The sequence below is a fragment of the Halomonas cupida genome (genome assembly GCF_900142755.1).
GTDB classification, from domain to species: domain Bacteria; phylum Pseudomonadota; class Gammaproteobacteria; order Pseudomonadales; family Halomonadaceae; genus Halomonas; species Halomonas cupida.
Window position 1 is genome coordinate 376,813 of sequence record NZ_FRCA01000003.1, and the last position, 16,367, is coordinate 393,179.

The 16,367-nt window shown below is 60.7% G+C and carries 16 protein-coding genes and 1 tRNA gene; 4 read left to right on the forward strand and 13 right to left on the reverse strand.

Going from position 1 to position 16,367, the window contains the following annotated elements:
* Positions 1-48: 48 nt before the first annotated feature.
* Positions 49-1,080, reverse strand: a complete 1,032-nt coding sequence (locus BUE38_RS08065) for an NADP(H)-dependent aldo-keto reductase (RefSeq protein WP_073434511.1) — start codon at positions 1,078-1,080, stop codon at positions 49-51.
* 463 nt (positions 1,081-1,543) lie between these two features.
* Between BUE38_RS08065 and BUE38_RS08070 the strand changes: the two genes are divergently transcribed.
* Together BUE38_RS08070 and BUE38_RS08075 are read left to right on the forward strand one after the other, a co-directional pair.
* A complete protein-coding gene (locus BUE38_RS08070) occupies positions 1,544-2,053 on the forward strand; it encodes a tetratricopeptide repeat protein (protein WP_073434512.1) in 510 nt (169 codons plus the stop codon).
* A gap of 126 nt (positions 2,054-2,179) precedes the next feature.
* Positions 2,180-2,683 carry a hypothetical protein gene (locus BUE38_RS08075; protein WP_073434513.1) on the forward strand — a complete coding sequence of 168 codons (504 nt, stop codon included), beginning with the start codon at positions 2,180-2,182 and terminating at the stop codon, positions 2,681-2,683.
* A 75-nt stretch (positions 2,684-2,758) separates the two neighbouring features.
* On the opposite strand, the gene BUE38_RS08080 is transcribed toward BUE38_RS08075, so the two are convergent.
* The 9 genes from BUE38_RS08080 to BUE38_RS08120 form a co-directional block, all read right to left on the reverse strand.
* The gene (locus BUE38_RS08080) at positions 2,759-3,859 is read right to left on the reverse strand and encodes an NAD(P)H-quinone oxidoreductase (protein ID WP_084541817.1); all 1,101 of its coding nucleotides are present in this window, start codon (positions 3,857-3,859) and stop codon (positions 2,759-2,761) included.
* Positions 3,860-3,922: 63 nt separating this feature from the next.
* Positions 3,923-4,459, reverse strand: a complete 537-nt coding sequence (locus tag BUE38_RS08085; RefSeq protein ID WP_073434514.1) for an LOG family protein — start codon at positions 4,457-4,459, stop codon at positions 3,923-3,925.
* Between the two features lie 64 nt (positions 4,460-4,523).
* On the reverse strand, positions 4,524-5,045 hold the full coding sequence (locus BUE38_RS08090; RefSeq protein ID WP_073434515.1) for a DUF501 domain-containing protein: 522 nt from the start codon (positions 5,043-5,045) through the stop codon (positions 4,524-4,526).
* Positions 5,017-5,343 (reverse strand): hypothetical protein, encoded by a 327-nt coding sequence (locus BUE38_RS08095; protein WP_073434516.1) that lies wholly within the window; start codon positions 5,341-5,343, stop codon positions 5,017-5,019. Before BUE38_RS08095 ends, BUE38_RS08090 begins: the two co-directional genes overlap by 29 nt.
* Before the next feature lie 268 nt (positions 5,344-5,611).
* Positions 5,612-6,370, reverse strand: a complete 759-nt coding sequence (gene loiP, locus BUE38_RS08100; protein WP_073434517.1) for a metalloprotease LoiP — start codon at positions 6,368-6,370, stop codon at positions 5,612-5,614.
* Between the two features lie 258 nt (positions 6,371-6,628).
* The gene (gene ybaK / locus BUE38_RS08105) at positions 6,629-7,096 is read right to left on the reverse strand and encodes a Cys-tRNA(Pro) deacylase (protein WP_073434518.1); all 468 of its coding nucleotides are present in this window, start codon (positions 7,094-7,096) and stop codon (positions 6,629-6,631) included.
* Positions 7,093-7,503, reverse strand: coding sequence for an acyl-CoA thioesterase (locus BUE38_RS08110; RefSeq protein ID WP_073434519.1), 411 nt, complete (start codon positions 7,501-7,503; stop codon positions 7,093-7,095). The genes ybaK and BUE38_RS08110 overlap by 4 nt, the downstream gene beginning before the upstream one ends.
* A 124-nt stretch (positions 7,504-7,627) precedes the next feature.
* A complete protein-coding gene (locus tag BUE38_RS08115) occupies positions 7,628-8,452 on the reverse strand; it encodes a hypothetical protein (RefSeq protein WP_073434520.1) in 825 nt (274 codons plus the stop codon).
* Between the two features lie 77 nt (positions 8,453-8,529).
* Entirely contained in the window at positions 8,530-8,958 is a 429-nt protein-coding gene (locus tag BUE38_RS08120) for a hypothetical protein (protein WP_073434660.1), read from the reverse strand.
* Positions 8,959-9,036: 78 nt separating this feature from the next.
* Here BUE38_RS08120 and BUE38_RS08125 point away from each other — a divergent pair, with 78 nt between their 5' ends.
* Positions 9,037-10,230, forward strand: a complete 1,194-nt coding sequence (locus BUE38_RS08125) for a MalY/PatB family protein (RefSeq protein ID WP_073434521.1) — start codon at positions 9,037-9,039, stop codon at positions 10,228-10,230.
* Positions 10,231-10,383: 153 nt separating this feature from the next.
* Here BUE38_RS08125 and BUE38_RS08130 read toward each other — a convergent pair whose 3' ends face one another.
* Entirely contained in the window at positions 10,384-11,328 is a 945-nt protein-coding gene (locus BUE38_RS08130) for a tetratricopeptide repeat protein (protein ID WP_073434663.1), read from the reverse strand.
* 533 nt (positions 11,329-11,861) lie between these two features.
* Positions 11,862-11,938, reverse strand: a tRNA-Met gene (locus BUE38_RS08140).
* 376 nt (positions 11,939-12,314) lie between these two features.
* Here BUE38_RS08140 and phbB point away from each other — a divergent pair.
* The gene (gene phbB, locus BUE38_RS08145; RefSeq protein WP_073434523.1) at positions 12,315-13,061 is read left to right on the forward strand and encodes an acetoacetyl-CoA reductase; all 747 of its coding nucleotides are present in this window, start codon (positions 12,315-12,317) and stop codon (positions 13,059-13,061) included.
* 167 nt (positions 13,062-13,228) lie between these two features.
* Here the strand turns inward: phbB and BUE38_RS08150 are convergent, their stop codons facing one another.
* Complete coding sequence (locus tag BUE38_RS08150; RefSeq protein ID WP_073434524.1) at positions 13,229-16,006, reverse strand: DUF349 domain-containing protein; 2,778 nt, start codon at positions 16,004-16,006, stop codon at positions 13,229-13,231.
* Positions 16,007-16,367: the final 361 nt, after the last annotated feature.

A 16,367-nucleotide genomic window follows, 5' to 3' on the forward strand; every position in this document is an offset into this window, starting at 1 on the left:
CTCCGAGGAGGGGAGACCGGGGGCTGCCCCCCCCGGGCCGGGAGGTTCTCAGGGGCTGGGGTTGGGCGTTTCGACGTGAATCGTCTCGATGGCCTCCAGCACCTCATCGGACAGCACCAGGGATTCGCTGCCGAGGTTGCTTTCCAACTGTTCCATGGTAGTGGCACCAATGATGTTACTGGTCAGGAAGGGGCGCGAGTTGACCCAGGCCAGGGCCATCTGAGCGGGATCCAGACCATGTTCTCGGGCCAGCTCGACATAGGCACGGGTGGCACGCTCGGCGAGTGGCGAGTTGTAGCGCTGGAAGCGTTCATAGAGCGTCAGGCGTGCCTTGGGTGGTCGGGCACCTTCCAGATACTTCCCGGACAGCACACCGAATGCCAGCGGAGAGTAAGCCAACAGCCCCACCTCTTCACGCTGGGCGATTTCGGCCAGGCCGACCTCGTAGCTGCGATTGAGCAGGCTGTAGGGATTCTGTACCGAGGCAACACGCGGTACACCGAGGCGCTCGGCGAGCTGCAGACTATGCATGATGCCCCAGGGCGTCTCGTTCGACAGGCCAATGGCGCGGACCTTGCCGGCATCCACCAGCTCCTTGAGGGCGGAAAGTGACTCCTCGAGAGAGGTGGCGTCTTCTTCCTCGTTCCAGCTGTAGCCGAGGCGGCCGAAGAAATTGGTGCCACGATCCGGCCAATGCAACTGATAGAGGTCGACATAGTCGGTCTGCAGGCGTTGCAGGCTGGAGTCGATGGCGGCGTGGATATGCTCGCGGGTCAAGCGGCTCCCGCCACGAACATGAGCCATGCCCGGGCCGGCGACCTTGGTGGCAAGGATCACATCGTCACGTACGCCGCGTTGCTTCAGCCAACTCCCGATGTATTGTTCGGTGCGACCCTGTGTTTCGGCGGTCGGTGGCACCGGATACATTTCCGCCGTATCGATGAAGTTGATACCGAAGGCAACAGCACGGTCGAGCTGTTCGTGGGCTTCGCTTTCGGTGTTCTGCTCACCAAAGGTCATGGTACCGAGGCACAGTCGGCTGACTTTCATGCCGGTCTGGCCCAGCGGACGCGTCTGCATAGTGGCTCCCGGTTGCTGGATGGTGTACGTCTCGAGATGCAGCAAATTCGGCAATGATTCTGCGTGGAATGACAGATTTCATTACCCTGTTAACGGATATCAGTATATCAGCTGAAGTTGCATGATAGCCGCATCGGCACAGGCTTCACGCTGCATTGCAGCGTTCATGGCTCTTGAACGTGGCGTTGCCCTGGGTCAGAGCGCCTGGTAACGGGGGTTGAGTCCTTGTAAACCCAGGCGTATGCTTGCGACCCCACGGTCACAGATGACTCTGTGATACTGCTGATGAGATGCAGGTACGATTACCGTGTTGCAGGTGCACACAGTGGCATCGGCAGTGTGGTAAGCGTGGAGTATGGCTAGCCTGGCTGATGGCTGGCTTTTTTTCTGGGTCTGGTTTCGGGGCGGATCCCTCCGGACCCGGGATTTTCTTTCCGAGAACCCGTATTCAAGGTTGGTTGCCATGCAGCAGGCATCGTCACTCAAGACGCGGCTCGAATATCATCTTGCCCAGCAGCTGTTCCAGACGCGCTGGCTTCCGCGTTCGCCGCGTACCCAGAAGTTGACCATGCGTCTGTTCCAGCGCTGCGCAGATGCCGGTCACCCGGCGGCGCTATCGCTCTACGGCCATATGCTCTATCACCGTGCGCGAGCCCCTCAGGACAAGGCTCGTGGTGCGCGTTACGTGCTTCAGGCGGCACACGGTGGAGATATCCGTGCCCAGTATCAGGCCGGACAGATTCATGAGCATGGCTGCGCCCTCTATCCGCGGCGTTTCGATCATGCCGTGACCTGGTATGCACGTGCCGGTGAAGCGGGGCATACCATGGCGGCGGCACGCCTCGAGCAGGCCTATCGCCATGGTGAACTGGCCTTGCCGGTGGACATGGAACGTGCTGATTACTGGGCCCATCTTGCTGGTATGCAGCATAACGGCTCGCTGGACAATGCTGGCGACCAGCAGCGACACTAGGAGCAGTTCTCGCTGAGATGCCCCGGTATGGGGTTGCGCAGGCCCTTGCGGTAGGTACTCTCGGCGACTTCTGAATCGGCTCGACCAGCCTGGCGGCTGGCCGTCACCTCGAGGACTGTTCCGCCTGTGGCGCTACCGACACTGCTGGATATCGAGGCGTCCGGGTTCGGACGCGGCAGCTACCCTATCGAAATCGGCCTTGCTCGTGCCGATGGCAGCTGCTGTGCCTTTCTTATCCAACCCCTGGATGAATGGACACACTGGGATCCCAAGGCCGAATTACTGCACGGGATTTCTCGTGCACGACTCCAGCGTGAGGGCTATCCGGTGCGCCATGTCGCACGCTGGCTCAATGATGAGCTCCACGAAGAGGGTATTGCCTACAGCGATAGTTGGGGCTATGACAATACCTGGCTGTCACTGTTGTTCCATCATGCCGGGATGATCCCAGGCTTCCGTCTCGAAGCATTGCGACGTCTGCTCAACGAAGAACAGATGGCGATGTGGAGTGACGTGAAGGAGAACATGATCGATCAGCAGGATATCCGCCGCCATCGTGCCGGTGAGGATGCCCGCTTGTTGCAATTGACCTATGCCAGAACCCTCGAACTGACCTCCTCCAGCGACTAGCCCGTTCCCGGGCAACAATCCAATAGCTCAACATGAGCTATTGGATTGCCATGTTATGCCACGTCGAGAGCGGGCTCAGGCGCCGCTGCCTGGTGCAGCGACCTTCAGCAGTACCTTGCCGGTATTGGCATTGGCCATGACGTGTTGGTGTGCCTGTTCGGCCTCGTCAATGGGCCAGTCGGCATCGATCAGCGGTTTGATCGCGCCGCTTTCCAGTGCTGGCCACACATGCTTGACGACTTGAGCGAGAATCTCGCCCTTGGCGTGGGGAGGGCGGGCACGCAGAGTCGAGCCGATGATGCGCTGGCGCTTCATCAGCAGGCGGCCAAAGTCCAGCTCGGCCGAACGGCCTCCCATGAAGCCGATCACCACCATACGTCCATCGGCAGCCAGTACGCGCTGATTGTCGGCCAGATAGCTGGCACCTACCGGATCGAGGATCAAGCTGGGTTCACCCCAGGCCTTTACCGCTTCGACGAAACTCCCCTGATGACGATTCCACCCCGCATCGGCGCCCAGTGCGCGGCAGCGCTCGAGCTTGTCATCACTGCCGACGGTCACGAAGCAGGGATAACCGAAATGGCGGCAGAGCTGAATGGCTGCGGTACCCACGCCACTGGCCGCGGCATGCAGCAGCACACGCTCACCGGGTTGCAGGGCACCTTCCATGAACAGGTTGAGCCATGCCGTGGCATGTACTTCCGGCAGGGCAGCGGCATCACGTAGCGAGAGGCCGCGGGGCACCGGCATCAACTGGCGTTCGTCGACACAGACGCGCTCGGCATAGCCACCGCCGGCAAGCAGAGCGCAGACCTGGTCGCCGGGCGAGAACTGGTTGGCCTCGGGGCCGCAGGCGATGACCGTGCCACTGACCTCCAGACCGAGTACCTCGGAGGCGCCGGGCGGTGGTGGATAGTGTCCAGCCCGCTGCATCAGATCCGCCCGGTTGACGCCGGCCCAGGCCACCGCGATATGCACCTCGCGTCCCTCGGGCGCAGGGAGATCCTCGACAATCTGCCAGTGGAGAGAGCCTTCAGCGGGTTTTTGGACTGAGCCTTCAGCGGGTTTTTGGACGGAGCCCCCAGCGGGTTTGTGGGATGAGCCCTCAGCGGGTTTGTGGGATGAGCCCCCAGCGGGTTTGTGGACTGAGCCTTCAGTGATAACGGTTGCATACATGATCAATGACTCCCGGAGTGAGCGGCGATTCAAGCGACGGTCTGCGACATTTCCATTGGTTTGTCAGCTCAATAGCAGATCGAGCAACTCTTCAGGGGTGGTGGCACTGACCACCGAAGCGCGGGTGTCGGAATTGAGGAAGCCCTGGGCCACGGTGGAGTCGAGGAAGTCGAGGAGTGGGCGATAGAACCCCGAGGTATCGAGCACACCGATGGGTTTTTCATGCAGGCCCAGGTAACGCCAGGTCCAGCTCTCGAAGAACTCCTCGAAGGTACCGATGCCACCAGGCAGCATCACAAAGGCGTCGGCGCGCTGTGCCATCTGAGCCTTGCGTTCATGCATGTCCGCCACGCGAATCAGTTGTGTCAGCCCGGTGTGTGCCTGTTCACGGTCGATCAGGTGATGAGGCATGACACCGGTGACTTCCCCGCCTGCGGCCATGGTGGCATCTGCCAGAGCGCCCATCAGGCCGACGCTGGCTCCACCGTAGACCAGCCCATGACCTCGCTCGGCGAGACACTGGCCAAAGTGCTTCGCCGCGGCCATGAAGCTGGGGTCTTCTCCCCGACGTGAGCCGAGATACACACAGATACTGGCCATGTAATCCTCCTTGAATATGGGGCAGTTGCCTGGCGAGGGGATGCCGTGATGGCTCTCTCAGGGCTCAGGGCAATAGATCGATGATGCCGTAGTGTTCATCGAGCCACTGTCCGACCACATTGTTGCCACACAGGTGGTGAGCATACTGGGTGTGCAGGCAGCGAATCTGGTCATGATTGGCGATACCGCCGATACCACGTTCGCGCATGATGCTCTCGTAGCCGAGGCGTTCGACTTCGCTGCGCTGGGTGGCGCTCATCAGACGCCAGCGGGTATCGATATAGTCCTGGTGGCTGGCGTGGTAGGCCGTGCGGAATGTCTCGTCTTCCTGCACCCGTGCCTCCAGCGACTTGATCACGCCAGCGGCTTCGATACGTGACAGCTCGACCTTCAGCAGTTCGGAACTGAGCCAGTACAGGGTGGGAAAGGGCTTGCCATCGACGATCGGTGCCATGCGCAGCACCAGAGGAGTACCGGTGCCGTCGGTTGCCGCCAGAGTCTCGATGCCGCGGGGAGCGCGCCCGAGTTGCTGGGCAATGATGTCCAACTGCTGGGCATCAGGAGTCGTTTCGGGGCGGATTACCATCGGGGTTGTCTCTTACAAATTTGGTCGAGCGGGCCACGGCGCGGTAGAAGGCGCGACTCAACTGCTCGGGGGTGGCGACGTAGGCCTGTTCGCGCTCGATATACTCCGCAGCACGGGTGATCAGGACATCATAGAGTCGATTGAACGGGGCATCATAATCGTAGGGGTCGGCACCGAACAAGCGGATGTGCGGGTAGTCGGCAAAGCGCTCGAAAAACCATGCCTCCAGCATTGCCTCGGCAGCACGATGCCGCTCTTCATCGTCGGGGTCGAGCCATTGGGTATAGCGTATGGCCATGGCAACAGTTCTCCTGGCGGCAGCGGCTCAGGAAAACACACAAGGCACCGCAGGCTCAAATACCACCGGTGTTGCATTGTATGCTCTGATTCGAGCCGTTCATCAGGAGATTGTACGGCAAAAGGTCATGGATGGCTTATCCACAGTAACCAGGAAGTGACTGGCTGTGGAAAACAGCACTGTTGGCCAACAGTGTGTTGGAAGTCGGCATGCAGAAGGTTGCCGAAGATTCCCGGCAAGACAGTAGGTGCCTTGCCGGGGGAGGGGATTACTGCTCTTCGGCGAGACGCTCGCGGATATTCTCGGCGCGCTCGGAAGATCCCGGGTGGGAAGAGAGCATGCTGCCTTCACCGCCATCAAGGCTGGCCAGCTTCTCGAAGGCGGTGACCAGGCCTTCGCGGGGCACTCCACGCTCGCCGAGCAGGTCGAAGGAGAAGTTGTCCGCGGCAGTTTCCTGACTCTGGGAGAACTGAGCATTGACGAACTTCTCCCCCAGGTCACCCAGCTGGGAATTGGACAGCGCAGTGGCGACGCTGTTGCCGCTGGCTGCGAGAGCGCCGCGTGCTGCTGAGGTGGCGTAGGCGGTCTGCATGGCGGATTTAGAGTGGCCCAGTGCAACGTGGCCCAGCTCATGTCCCAGCACACCCTCGACCTCATTGTCATTCATCATGTCCATCAGCCCGCTGTAGACACGCACACAGCCGTTGGCCATGGCCCAGGCGTTGGGCTCATCGTCCAGATAGACCTTGTAGTTGACCGGAGTTCCATCGATCTGGCTACCGAGGTTGTTGGCGATGGTGGCCAGTCGTTCGCTGTAGACGGAGTCCGGGCCGGCGATCTGGGCTTCGGCATCCATCTGGGCACAGGACTGGTCGGACATGCTCTTGACGTCCTCGTCGCTCAGTGTGGCGGCGTTGAAGGCGGTCATGCCGCTCTGCATCATGGCGTCGGTCGAAAAGCTTTCACAGCCGACGAGAAGGGTAGCGCTGCACAGTGCGGCAACGGCAAACGAGGTACGGAGTTGCATGGTCATCGTCCTGTTGATGAGGGCTATCTATCATCTATCGCTGCCAACCCACCAGGCACGAGCATTGGTACTCTTGCTGGGCTGGAGGTGTCTCATGACATCTCTATCCGCGCGGGCGAAAGAGCCTGATTCGGGTAGGGGAGGAGGCGCGGGGCTGAGCTTGGCATACCTTAAAGGGCTATTCGAGAAGTCTCAACCATTTGCACCAGGAGGATTACTGAAGTCCCAGCCGCTGCAGCGACACGCTCTGCAGGACATTCAACGGGCAATACTGGTCACGGTGGCTCGAGTCTGTTCGATGAGATCGCGAGGCGACAGACTCAGTTCGAGGCCGCGACGGCCGCCGCTGACGTGGACGGTGTCCAGCGACTGGCAGCTGTCGTCGATAAAGGTAGCCAGGCGCTTCTTCTGCCCCAACGGACTGATGCCTCCAACGACATAGCCTGTGGCCCGTTCGGCCTCGTCCGTAGTGGCCATGGAGGCCTTGCGAGCGCCGGCGGCGCGTGCCAGCGCCTTGAGATCCAGTTGTCGGGAGACCGGAACGATGGCGACTACCAGGGTGTCAGCGTCAAGACGGGCCATCAGAGTCTTGAACACCTCGTCGGTGGAGAGGCCAAGGGTGTGCGCCGCTTCCTCGCCATATGCCGGAGCGCGTGGGTCATGTTCGTAGGAGGTTACCTCGAATTCGACTCGGGCCTTCTCGAGGGCCTTGATTGCCGGTGTCATGAGTTCTGGGTCTCGGTTTCGTGGAGATGAGCTTCCAACGCCTCTCGCAGGGCGCCGCGGATCGACATGGCCGCCTTGCTGGCATGGTCAAAATTGACCAGTACCGTGTGACCGGTGTTGGTGAGGCGACCCTGTTGCCAGGCCTGCTGGGTCACCGTAAAGGAGCTGTTGCCGAGGCGTGAAAGCCAGGTGCGGATTTCGACATCCTGGCCATAGTAGAGCTCGGCATGAAAGTCGACTTCAAGTCGCGCCATGATCAGTGACCACTTGCGCGGGTCGAGGTCAGGGGTGAACAGTCGAAACAGATCATTGCGGGCCAGCTCGAACCAGGCCGGCAGGCGAGTATTGTTGATATGACCCAGGGCGTCGGTGTCGTAGAACGCGGGTTCTATGGTACGCGTCAACATCAGGCTTTTTCTCCCTTCGAGATGGGCAATGGATGGATCCGCACTACAGCACGTTCTACAGAATCATCCCGAGCAAGCGCTTGGTCAACCCTTGCTGATAGATAATGGCAGCCCCGGAGGTGCTCTATGGCGTCTCGATTGCCGTTGACGAACGGCGGCGTTGCCACCAGCTCCGCAAGCGAGTCCACAGCAGCAACCAGAGCGTGGCGGCAGCAAAACCCAATAACGTGCCTGACCACAGGCCAAGGCTGGCATAGGTCAATGACACCACCAGGGCGTAGCACAGCAGAGAGCCGAGCCCGAGCGGATAGTGCTTGATGACCGTGGCAACTGGAGCGGCGCCCTGGGCCAGGTGGAGAATCACCAGGAACGGATACATGGTGACCGGGAAAGCTGCCATGACACCGGCCCAGGCGGCGGGTAACACATGGGCGAGGCCGGTGATCAGGAAGATGATGCCGGCAGCCAGCCCTGCTCGTAGTGCCAGGGCGGACCATGCAAAGCCGCCGCGAGGCGTCGCTCGGGTTTCAGGAATGCGGCGGTACAGCCAGCTGAACAACGCGATGGCGACCAGTGTCGTCAGAGTGCCGCTGACACGGGTGAAGTCGAGTTGAGTCAGCATCAGGCTGGTGGCCAGCCAGGCGATCAGTCCCAGACCGGTACCGCGAAGTATGCCCGGCAGGCCATCGCGACGACCCGCGAGCAGATAGCCGCCACCGAAGGCCAGCGTGGCTGTGAACCCGGCAAGGGTATGTACGGCGCCATCGGCAGCAAATTGAGGCGACAACTCCAGACCGATAAAGAACAGCGCAATGGCGGTCCCCAGAGGATAACCCGCCAGAAGGCCTGCCACGCGGGTACTGACCTGCTCGGCGATCACCGAAAGCCCAAGTACCATGCTGATGGAGACCAGCAACTTGGCCAACTGCCAGGACAACGGGACTTCCATATATGTCGTTCCTTGTTGTTGAAAGCTACGAGGTACGAGCGCCTCAATGGCGCCGGTCGGGTGCCTCGCTGTAGAGCCTAGACCAGTCGCAACCCCTGGCGGTCGGCCCAGGCGGCTGTCACCGCGTGGCTCAATTGGCTACGCAGGTGGTCCGGCAGGGCGCTCAGGGCTGCATCGCGGTTGGTGAAGTCGCGGTTGCGCAGCCAGCAATAGGCCCAGGCGCAGGCTTCGTTGTCAGACTCTGGAGTCGGCCGAGCCGGCATCTGTACCAGCAGGAACAGCGCCGTACGCACTGCCCAGTGCGGCGGAAGCTCTCCTCCTTCGGCCCAGTGCTGCAGTTGCTCGCCATTGGGAGTTTCGCCTGGATCGCCCAGGCCGGCAACGCGTGCGGTCTCGGCAAGAATCAGAGCCAGCCTGTCGGCATCGCCGCGACCCAGGATCAGCCACTGTCGGATCAGGGCCGGCATTCCTCGGCAGACCTTGGCGTAGAAGCCGTCTTGCGGCATGGTGCTTGTCATAGTTTCATTCTGCTTTGTGAGGCGCTACTGAAGGCGCTCGACAGTGAGTTCGTCAGGGAGACATCCATGAGTTTCGATTTTGCCACGCCGATCAACCGTCGGCAGCCCCGTTTGTCGTCTGATGCTGCCGAAGACGTTATCGAGTGGCCATCCCAGAAGTGGCATCGCTACGACGAGGACGTGCTGCCGCTATGGGTGGCGGACATGGACTTCCGTTCGCCACCGGAGGTAATCGAGGCGCTGCAGGCCAGGCTCGAACATGGTGTCTATGGCTATGGACTGGTGCCGGATTCGCTGCGTGCGGCGCTCTGCGAGTGGAGTGTCAGGCGTTACGACTGGGACATCGAGGCCGGCTGGCAGCACTGGTTGCCCGGTGTGGTGCCGGCACTGCACCTGGCCAGCCTGGCCTTTACCGAACCCGGTGATGGTGTGATGACCGTAACGCCGATCTACCCTCCTTTTCTACAGGTGGCAAGACGCACCGGGCGAGAACTGCAGCAGGCTGCGCTAGTGCCGCCCGAGAGTGAAGAGGGGCAGTGGACGCTGGACCTGGATGCACTGGAGGCGGCCGTTACCGAGCGCACGCGCTTGCTGTTGTGGTGCCACCCTCATAATCCCACTGGCCGTCAATGGAGTCATGCCGAGTTGGAGGGACTGGCGGCCTTCGTCGAGCGGCATGACCTCGTAGTGGTGTCGGATGAGCTGCATTGTGATCTGCTGCTCGACGAGGGAGCCCGTCATGTCCCGCTGGCGGCGGCATTTCCCCAGCTTGCGGCACGTATCGTGACGCTGTGGGCACCGTCGAAGACCTTCAATCTCGCGGGTCTGACAGCGGCCTGTGCGATCATTTCCGATGCCCGGCTGCGGCGGCGTTTTGTCGAGACTGCGAAGGGATTGATGCCGGATGGCAATGTGCTGGGCCTGGTCGCGGCGGAAGCCGCATTTCGTCATGGCGAAGCCTGGCGCCAGGCTTTGCTCGATGTGCTGCGCGGTCACCGGCGAGCTCTGGTGGAGCGCGTCGCCCGCTGGCCCGGCGTGCAACTGGCAGCACCGCAGTCGACCTATCTGGCCTGGCTGGACCTGCGCGAGTCACACGTCGGCAGCGCCGACTCCCCGGCAGCAGAGTTGCTGAAACAGGCCGGAGTGGCGCTGTCGGACGGGGCGGATTTCGGCTGGCCCGGCTTCGCCCGGCTCAATTTCGGTACCACAGCACAGCAGCTCGAGCTGGCACTCGAGCGCATGGATAGGGTGCTGGGGTAAAGCGAGCGGTAAGCTATAAGTTATAAGCTGTAAGTAACCCCGTACCCCATATCCTTGGGGAATGGGTTTGGTCATACACGGATCTGTTGGCTGCTGTGTTGCCGGTTCCATGTACGGGGCGCGACACTTGCTTACCGCTTACCGCTTACCGCTTCAATACAACAACGCAAACAACTTGCGCCGGTAGTCCACGGTCAGCGGGTGGTCGGCTCCCAGGGCGTCGAATACCCGCAGCAATGTCTTGCGTGCGAGATCATCACCATAGGCTCGGTCGCTCTTCATTACGGCCAGCAGGCCAGGCAGGCCGTTCTCGTAGTCGCCGTCAGCTACCTTGCGCAGCGCGCGCAGGTAGTTGGCCTCGCTGTCATCACGACTCTCCATGGCGGCCAGATCGTCCTGGCTGGGGGCCTCCTCGCTGAATTCAATGCTGGCACGCACACCGCGTGCTGCCGGGGCATCACGTTCTTCGGGGGGCAGTGCGTCGAGGAGCGCACGGGCTTCGTCATTACGCTGTGCCGATACCAGGGTACGCGCCATCTGTATCTGATAGGCATAGTGTTCGGGGTACTGCTGAGACAGTTCCTGGTAGATGCCCAGGGCAGTGTCAGTGTCGCCGTTGGCCAGTGCCTGCTCGGCAAGTTCCTCTGGGCTGGCCGGAGCATCCTCGGGTGCCGGGAAGTAACGGCCCAGCCATTCGCGAATCTCCTTCTCCGGCAAGGCGCCCTGGAACTGGTCGACGAGGCCGCCTTGACTGATCAGCTTGACGTCGGGTACCGAGCGCACGCCCAGTTGGGCGGCGATATCCTGGTTGTCATCGATGTTGAGCTTGGCCAGCAGGAAGGTGCCACGATATTCGCGGACCAGCTTCTCCAGTACCGGCATCAGGTTCTTGCAGGGTTCGCACCAGGGAGCCCAGCAGTCCAGTAGTACCGGGATACGCGTCGACAGCTCCAGCACCTGCTGGATATTGCTGCGATCGACATCGAAGATCAGGTCACTGTCGGCAGGCGCCTGAGCCTGCTGCTGCGATGGCTGCTGTGCACCGGCTTCGGGGGTGGCGCTGATGGGCTCGCCGGAGCGTGGGTCGACAATGGGCATGATGAAGCCTTCTGGAGGTGTAATGGGGCTGAACGTATAGAGCAAGGATGTGGGCGGCGAGTGACGACTTCAAGTCCCGCGCAAGGCTTATGCCAACTTATAGGATGCAACGCGGGTCAACAATCGTAAGCGGGTTCGGGGCAGCGAAGAGGAACCGCCATGGCGGTCGCAAGTCGTTCGGCGGAACGATCCAGGGCATCGAGTCGAGCATGATCCAGCGTTGCAGACTTCCTGGGTGGAGGAGCCAGACGACAGGATAGCCTGGTGTCAGCCGATGACAGCAGCTGGATTTGCCGTATGGCCGGCCGAATAGAGTGCGGACTACAGCAGAGTTGCTGGGGATCTGGAATAGAAGCTTATGTAAGCAATGATTGATCTACGGCAGAGCGTCCTGACGGATGTTTGTTCTGGCATAGTTTTATCACAAAAGGGTCGCTCGGAGAGGTTCACCGCGGCCCCTCTATCGGGGTAGGCTGACAGGGCAGCCAACAAAAAATGGGACAGCCCATGAGGCTATCCCATTTTTCTGAAGATGGTAGCGGGGACCGGATTTGAACCGATGACCTTCGGGTTATGAGCCCGACGAGCTACCAGACTGCTCCACCCCGCATCAACGTGGGGCGTATTCTACGACTTTTGGCGAGGATGTCAACCCTGTGTAGAAGCGAGTGTGAATAAGCGTGGTGGCCGTGCTCTCTGGTCCATACTGACAGAGCGCTGTGATCTGGATTGCTGGCGGCGCCACGATGGGACTGTTGTCCAGCGGCGTTGCCTGAAGCTCGTGTTCAGAAACGCAGTGGAACAGCAGTGGAGCAATGGAATGGTTGTCACAGGATCTCAAACTGCACTCGGCAACATGGAATGTGTCAGCGACCGCCTTGCGGTCAGGGTGATGGGTTAGCCAGTAAGTGTTAGTCAGTAAAGAGGTGCGCCATTGTCAGTGCAATTGCATGATGGCGCCAGAATGACAATCAGGGAGGTCGTCAATGACTCAACAGAAGACTGTTGCTTGGGTTACCGGTGGAACTGGAGGTATCGGAACTGCCATCTGCCGCGGGTTGGCGGATGCCGGTTATCAGGTACTGGCCGGCTACAACAACCCAGAGAAGGCCAGGACCTGGTTGGAAACCCAGCGTACGGATGGTTACGACAGCATCGATATCCTGGGTGTGGATCTCACCAGCTATGAAGCCTGTCAGAACGGAGTAAATGAAGCGCGAGAGAAGTACGGTCCGATCTCGGTACTGGTCAACTGCGCAGGTATCACACGCGATGGTACGCTGAAGAAGATGAGCCCGGACCAATGGAACGAGGTCATCGATACCAACCTGAATAGTGTCTTCAACACCTGTCGTAGTGTTATCGAGAGCATGCTCGAGGAAAACTACGGCCGCATCGTCAACATCTCTTCCATCAATGGTCGCAAGGGCCAGTTCGGCCAGGTCAACTACTCGGCGGCCAAGGCCGGTATGCATGGCCTGACCATGGCACTGGCGCAGGAAACGGCCACCAAGGGGATCACCGTCAATACGGTGTCGCCCGGCTATATTGCCACTGACATGATCATGAAGATTCCCGAGAAGGTGCGCGAAGCGATTCGTGAGACGATCCCCATGAAGCGTTACGGTACTCCGGAGGAAATTGCACGTCTCGTTGCCTTCCTGGCGGATCGCGACAATGGCTTCATCACTGGTGCCAACATCGACATCAACGGTGGTCAGTTCATGGGCTGACCGGTTACTGTCGGTGTCATTCCAGTATCAGGCGCTCTTGTGTTCAAGCTTGTGTTCAGAAGAGTCGCTGCAGGACAACAATGCGAGGCCATGGCCTCGCATTGTTGTGTCTGGGCTCGAGTATGGGGCGTCTGGGCTCGAGTATGGGGCGGCTGGTCGGTCGAGTGTCAGGGCGGAGGCAACTGGGTCAGGGAGTCCAGTACCGTGTCCAGGTCATTGACCTCGCGCTGCCAGGTCTGGGGCGATACCGGCCCGGTGGCCAGCAGAGCACACAGCACGGCCTCCAACTCATCTTCACGTTCCAGGGGTTGCCCGAAGTTGTCGTTGAGCCGATCCACTTGAATGGCAAGACGCAGCGGCTCGTCATGGTGCGCGATGGGGTGTCCGGCCATCAGTGCCAGGTGCACGCGTAGTCGTGCCAGTTGTTCAGCGACCTGAGGCTCGGGCACGGGGTTGCGGCGGGCATCATTGCGCTGCTGGTGTGCCTTGTGCAGATTGTCGGATAGCGTCATGCCTTCTGTCAGCGGGACGTCATGGCAGGGCCGTCCGGCCAGGCAGTCTGCGTCGGCCTTGAGATGAGCCTGAATCAGTGGCATGACATCTCGCCACTGGCTGACCTTATCGGCGATGGCGATCCGCTCGATGCGCTCACGGCGGGCACGAATGATACCCGTCCAGCGGCGTCTCATGCCCTCGGTACGCCGTCCGGAGGGCAGCGGTTCCAGGGCGTTGGCTTCGGCAAGTATCTGGTCGAGTTGCGCCGCATCGCTGCTGCTGGTGGGTTGCCAGGCATCAACACGGTCGATGAGAGCCTGCATTTCATCCTGGCGCTGGCGCAGCCGTTGAGTACGGTCGTTCCGCTCGGCATCGCGCTGGGCGAAGATGTCATCGCAGAGTTGGCGGAATTCGCGCCACAGTGTCTGTTCCTCGCCCTTGGGGGCGCGACCCAGCTCTCGCCATTGATGCTGAAGCGCCTTGACGCGTTCGGCTCGCTGACGAGAAGGCATATCCTGCTCAAGCAATTGCCGGGTAGCGCCGATCAAGGCGCGCTTGGCCTCGGCAATCTCCGTGGCTCGACGGTCAATCAAGGCCTGCAGGCGATGCCGTATGCGTCCGAAACGTCGGCCGATGGCTTCGGCATCATCGCGGGGAACCGGCGAGGTTCTGCGCCATTGATCTCTGGCCTTGTCACGGATATCGCGCAGCGCATCCGGATCCGCCAGGGCGGCGGGTTGTTCGAGCAGGGCTTCGAGTTGATCGCATAGAGCCACGCGTTCGGTCAGGTTGCTCTGGCGCAGGTGACGTTGTTGATCATGCCAGGTTTCCAGCGTGGCGCGGATACGATCGGAGGTGGAGCGAAAGCGCTCCGACTGTTCACGGTTGGCAGCCGCATCTCCCAATGCTTTCCACTGCTTGACCAATTGCCGATGTCGGCGATCACGATCCTGATCGGTCAGTTGGTCCTCCTGCTCAAGTGCTTCGATAGCCTGGCACAGCTGCTCTCGCTTGGGACCGGCGACAAAGCCACGCCAGTCACGCAGTTCCGCGAGTCGAGCCCCGTGACGCTTGAGGCTGGCCAACTGCTGGTCGGCACTGGAGGGAAGGTTCTCCGACAGGTGCTTGAGACGCTGGTGCAGGCGACTGGCGGCCTTGAAGGCGCCGTCGTCGAGTAACTGCTCCAGCATGGCGAGCTCCTTGTCGAAGCGCTCAACCTGTTCCGCAGCGTTATCCTTGCCGGTCAGTTCGCGTTCGAGCCGCAGGTAATGTTGAACGCGTGCCAGACGTGGCTCCAATGGCAGATCGCCCGGCCAGGCACAGGCCTTGATGATCGATTTTAGACGGTGCTCATCGTTGCTCTTGAAGGCTTCCTCCAGAGCATTGCCGTGCTCCTCCAGGCGCAGCCAGGCTTGATTGATGACGTCGTAGGCCTTCAGTGCGGTGTCATAGCGATGGCGCAGTGTGGGGTTGGCGAGATGTGTCTCGGACAGGGTCTGCCAGCGTGTGGCCAGCAACTGCTTCTGCGAGCGCAGTGAAGCCAGGTCCTGTTGAGTGATGTACTCTCCCTGGCGCAGCGCGTCGAGACTTTCCTCGAAAGCCATGACCAGTGCCTCCCGGTCGAGGTCGGCCTGTTCACGTCGCTGCTGATCGGCCTGCTGCGCCTGTTCGTGGGCCTCGTGATCATTGATCACCTTGCGGCAGCGCAGGCAGGCCTCCTGAAAGCGGCGCTCCTGCTCTGTCTCTGTCTGGTCGGCAAGGCTCAGCCATTCGCGTTCGAGATGGCGGAAGCGACCGGCGTATAGCGGCTCCCACTGAGCGCGGCCATGCTGCTCGAGCTTGATCAGCAGGGATTCACGCTGAGCCATGGATTCCTTGATGGCGTCTGCGTCGGCCCGCAGGTGGCTGAGACGGTCGCGTGCATTGCGTTGGACATGGCGGTCACGACGCGCGGTCTGCACCAGTTGCTTGAGCCCCTGTTCGGACGTGACTCGCTCGGCGGCGGCATGGCGTACGGCGGCAATGCTGTTGTCACAGGCCTGCTCGATCAGCATTGTCTCATCATCGATGCCTGCCAGAGCGGTCAAGCGCAACTGCTGATTGTCACCGTGCATGGCGATCCTGGCACGCAGAGCCGGGTCGGAGATTTCCTCGACCAATGCCAGGCGCCTACCGAGTTCGATGCCTCCGGCGCGTCCACACAGCAGCTCTGCCAGTTGATGGTCCAGCTCACGTGATACCACGCCTTGCTGGCGCAACCTCAATAACTGATCCGGGTCGTCTAGACGTTGCACTGCTGTCAGCCGAACATCCGGGTCCTCGTCCTGGGCAAGTTGTTCAAGCACCTCGCGCTGGCGGGTGGCATCCAGTCTGGTGACGGCTTCACGGCGTACGGTGGGGTCCGGATGACGCCAGCGCGGCGAAAAGAGTCGGCTGAGGAGTCCTGGCATGGGGCATCCTGACATGTAAAGTAGGGGGACGGATCACCAAGGCTTCCGAAGAGCTGCCTTGACCCGCCCTGGCTCAATATACTGAGCTCTGGCGTAGAATTCTTCGTCTCCTCGGCAACTGGTTGCAAAGAGCATCCATGTCAGCCGACAGTAGAGTACGGGGTGCGAAGCGCCGCCCCATCATGGCATTCGTCTGTCTATGCTGCGGATGGGGGAGTGCTGGGCGGAAACGTGTTGTTTCGCACCGTCCTCCTTATCTAAGCACGCGCGTTGCCGGCAGAAAAGACCCGCACAGTGGGTTGTGGCTGTTTTGAGACACTGACATTGGTCCTATAGCAGCTTATGATCCCTTGCAGGGAAG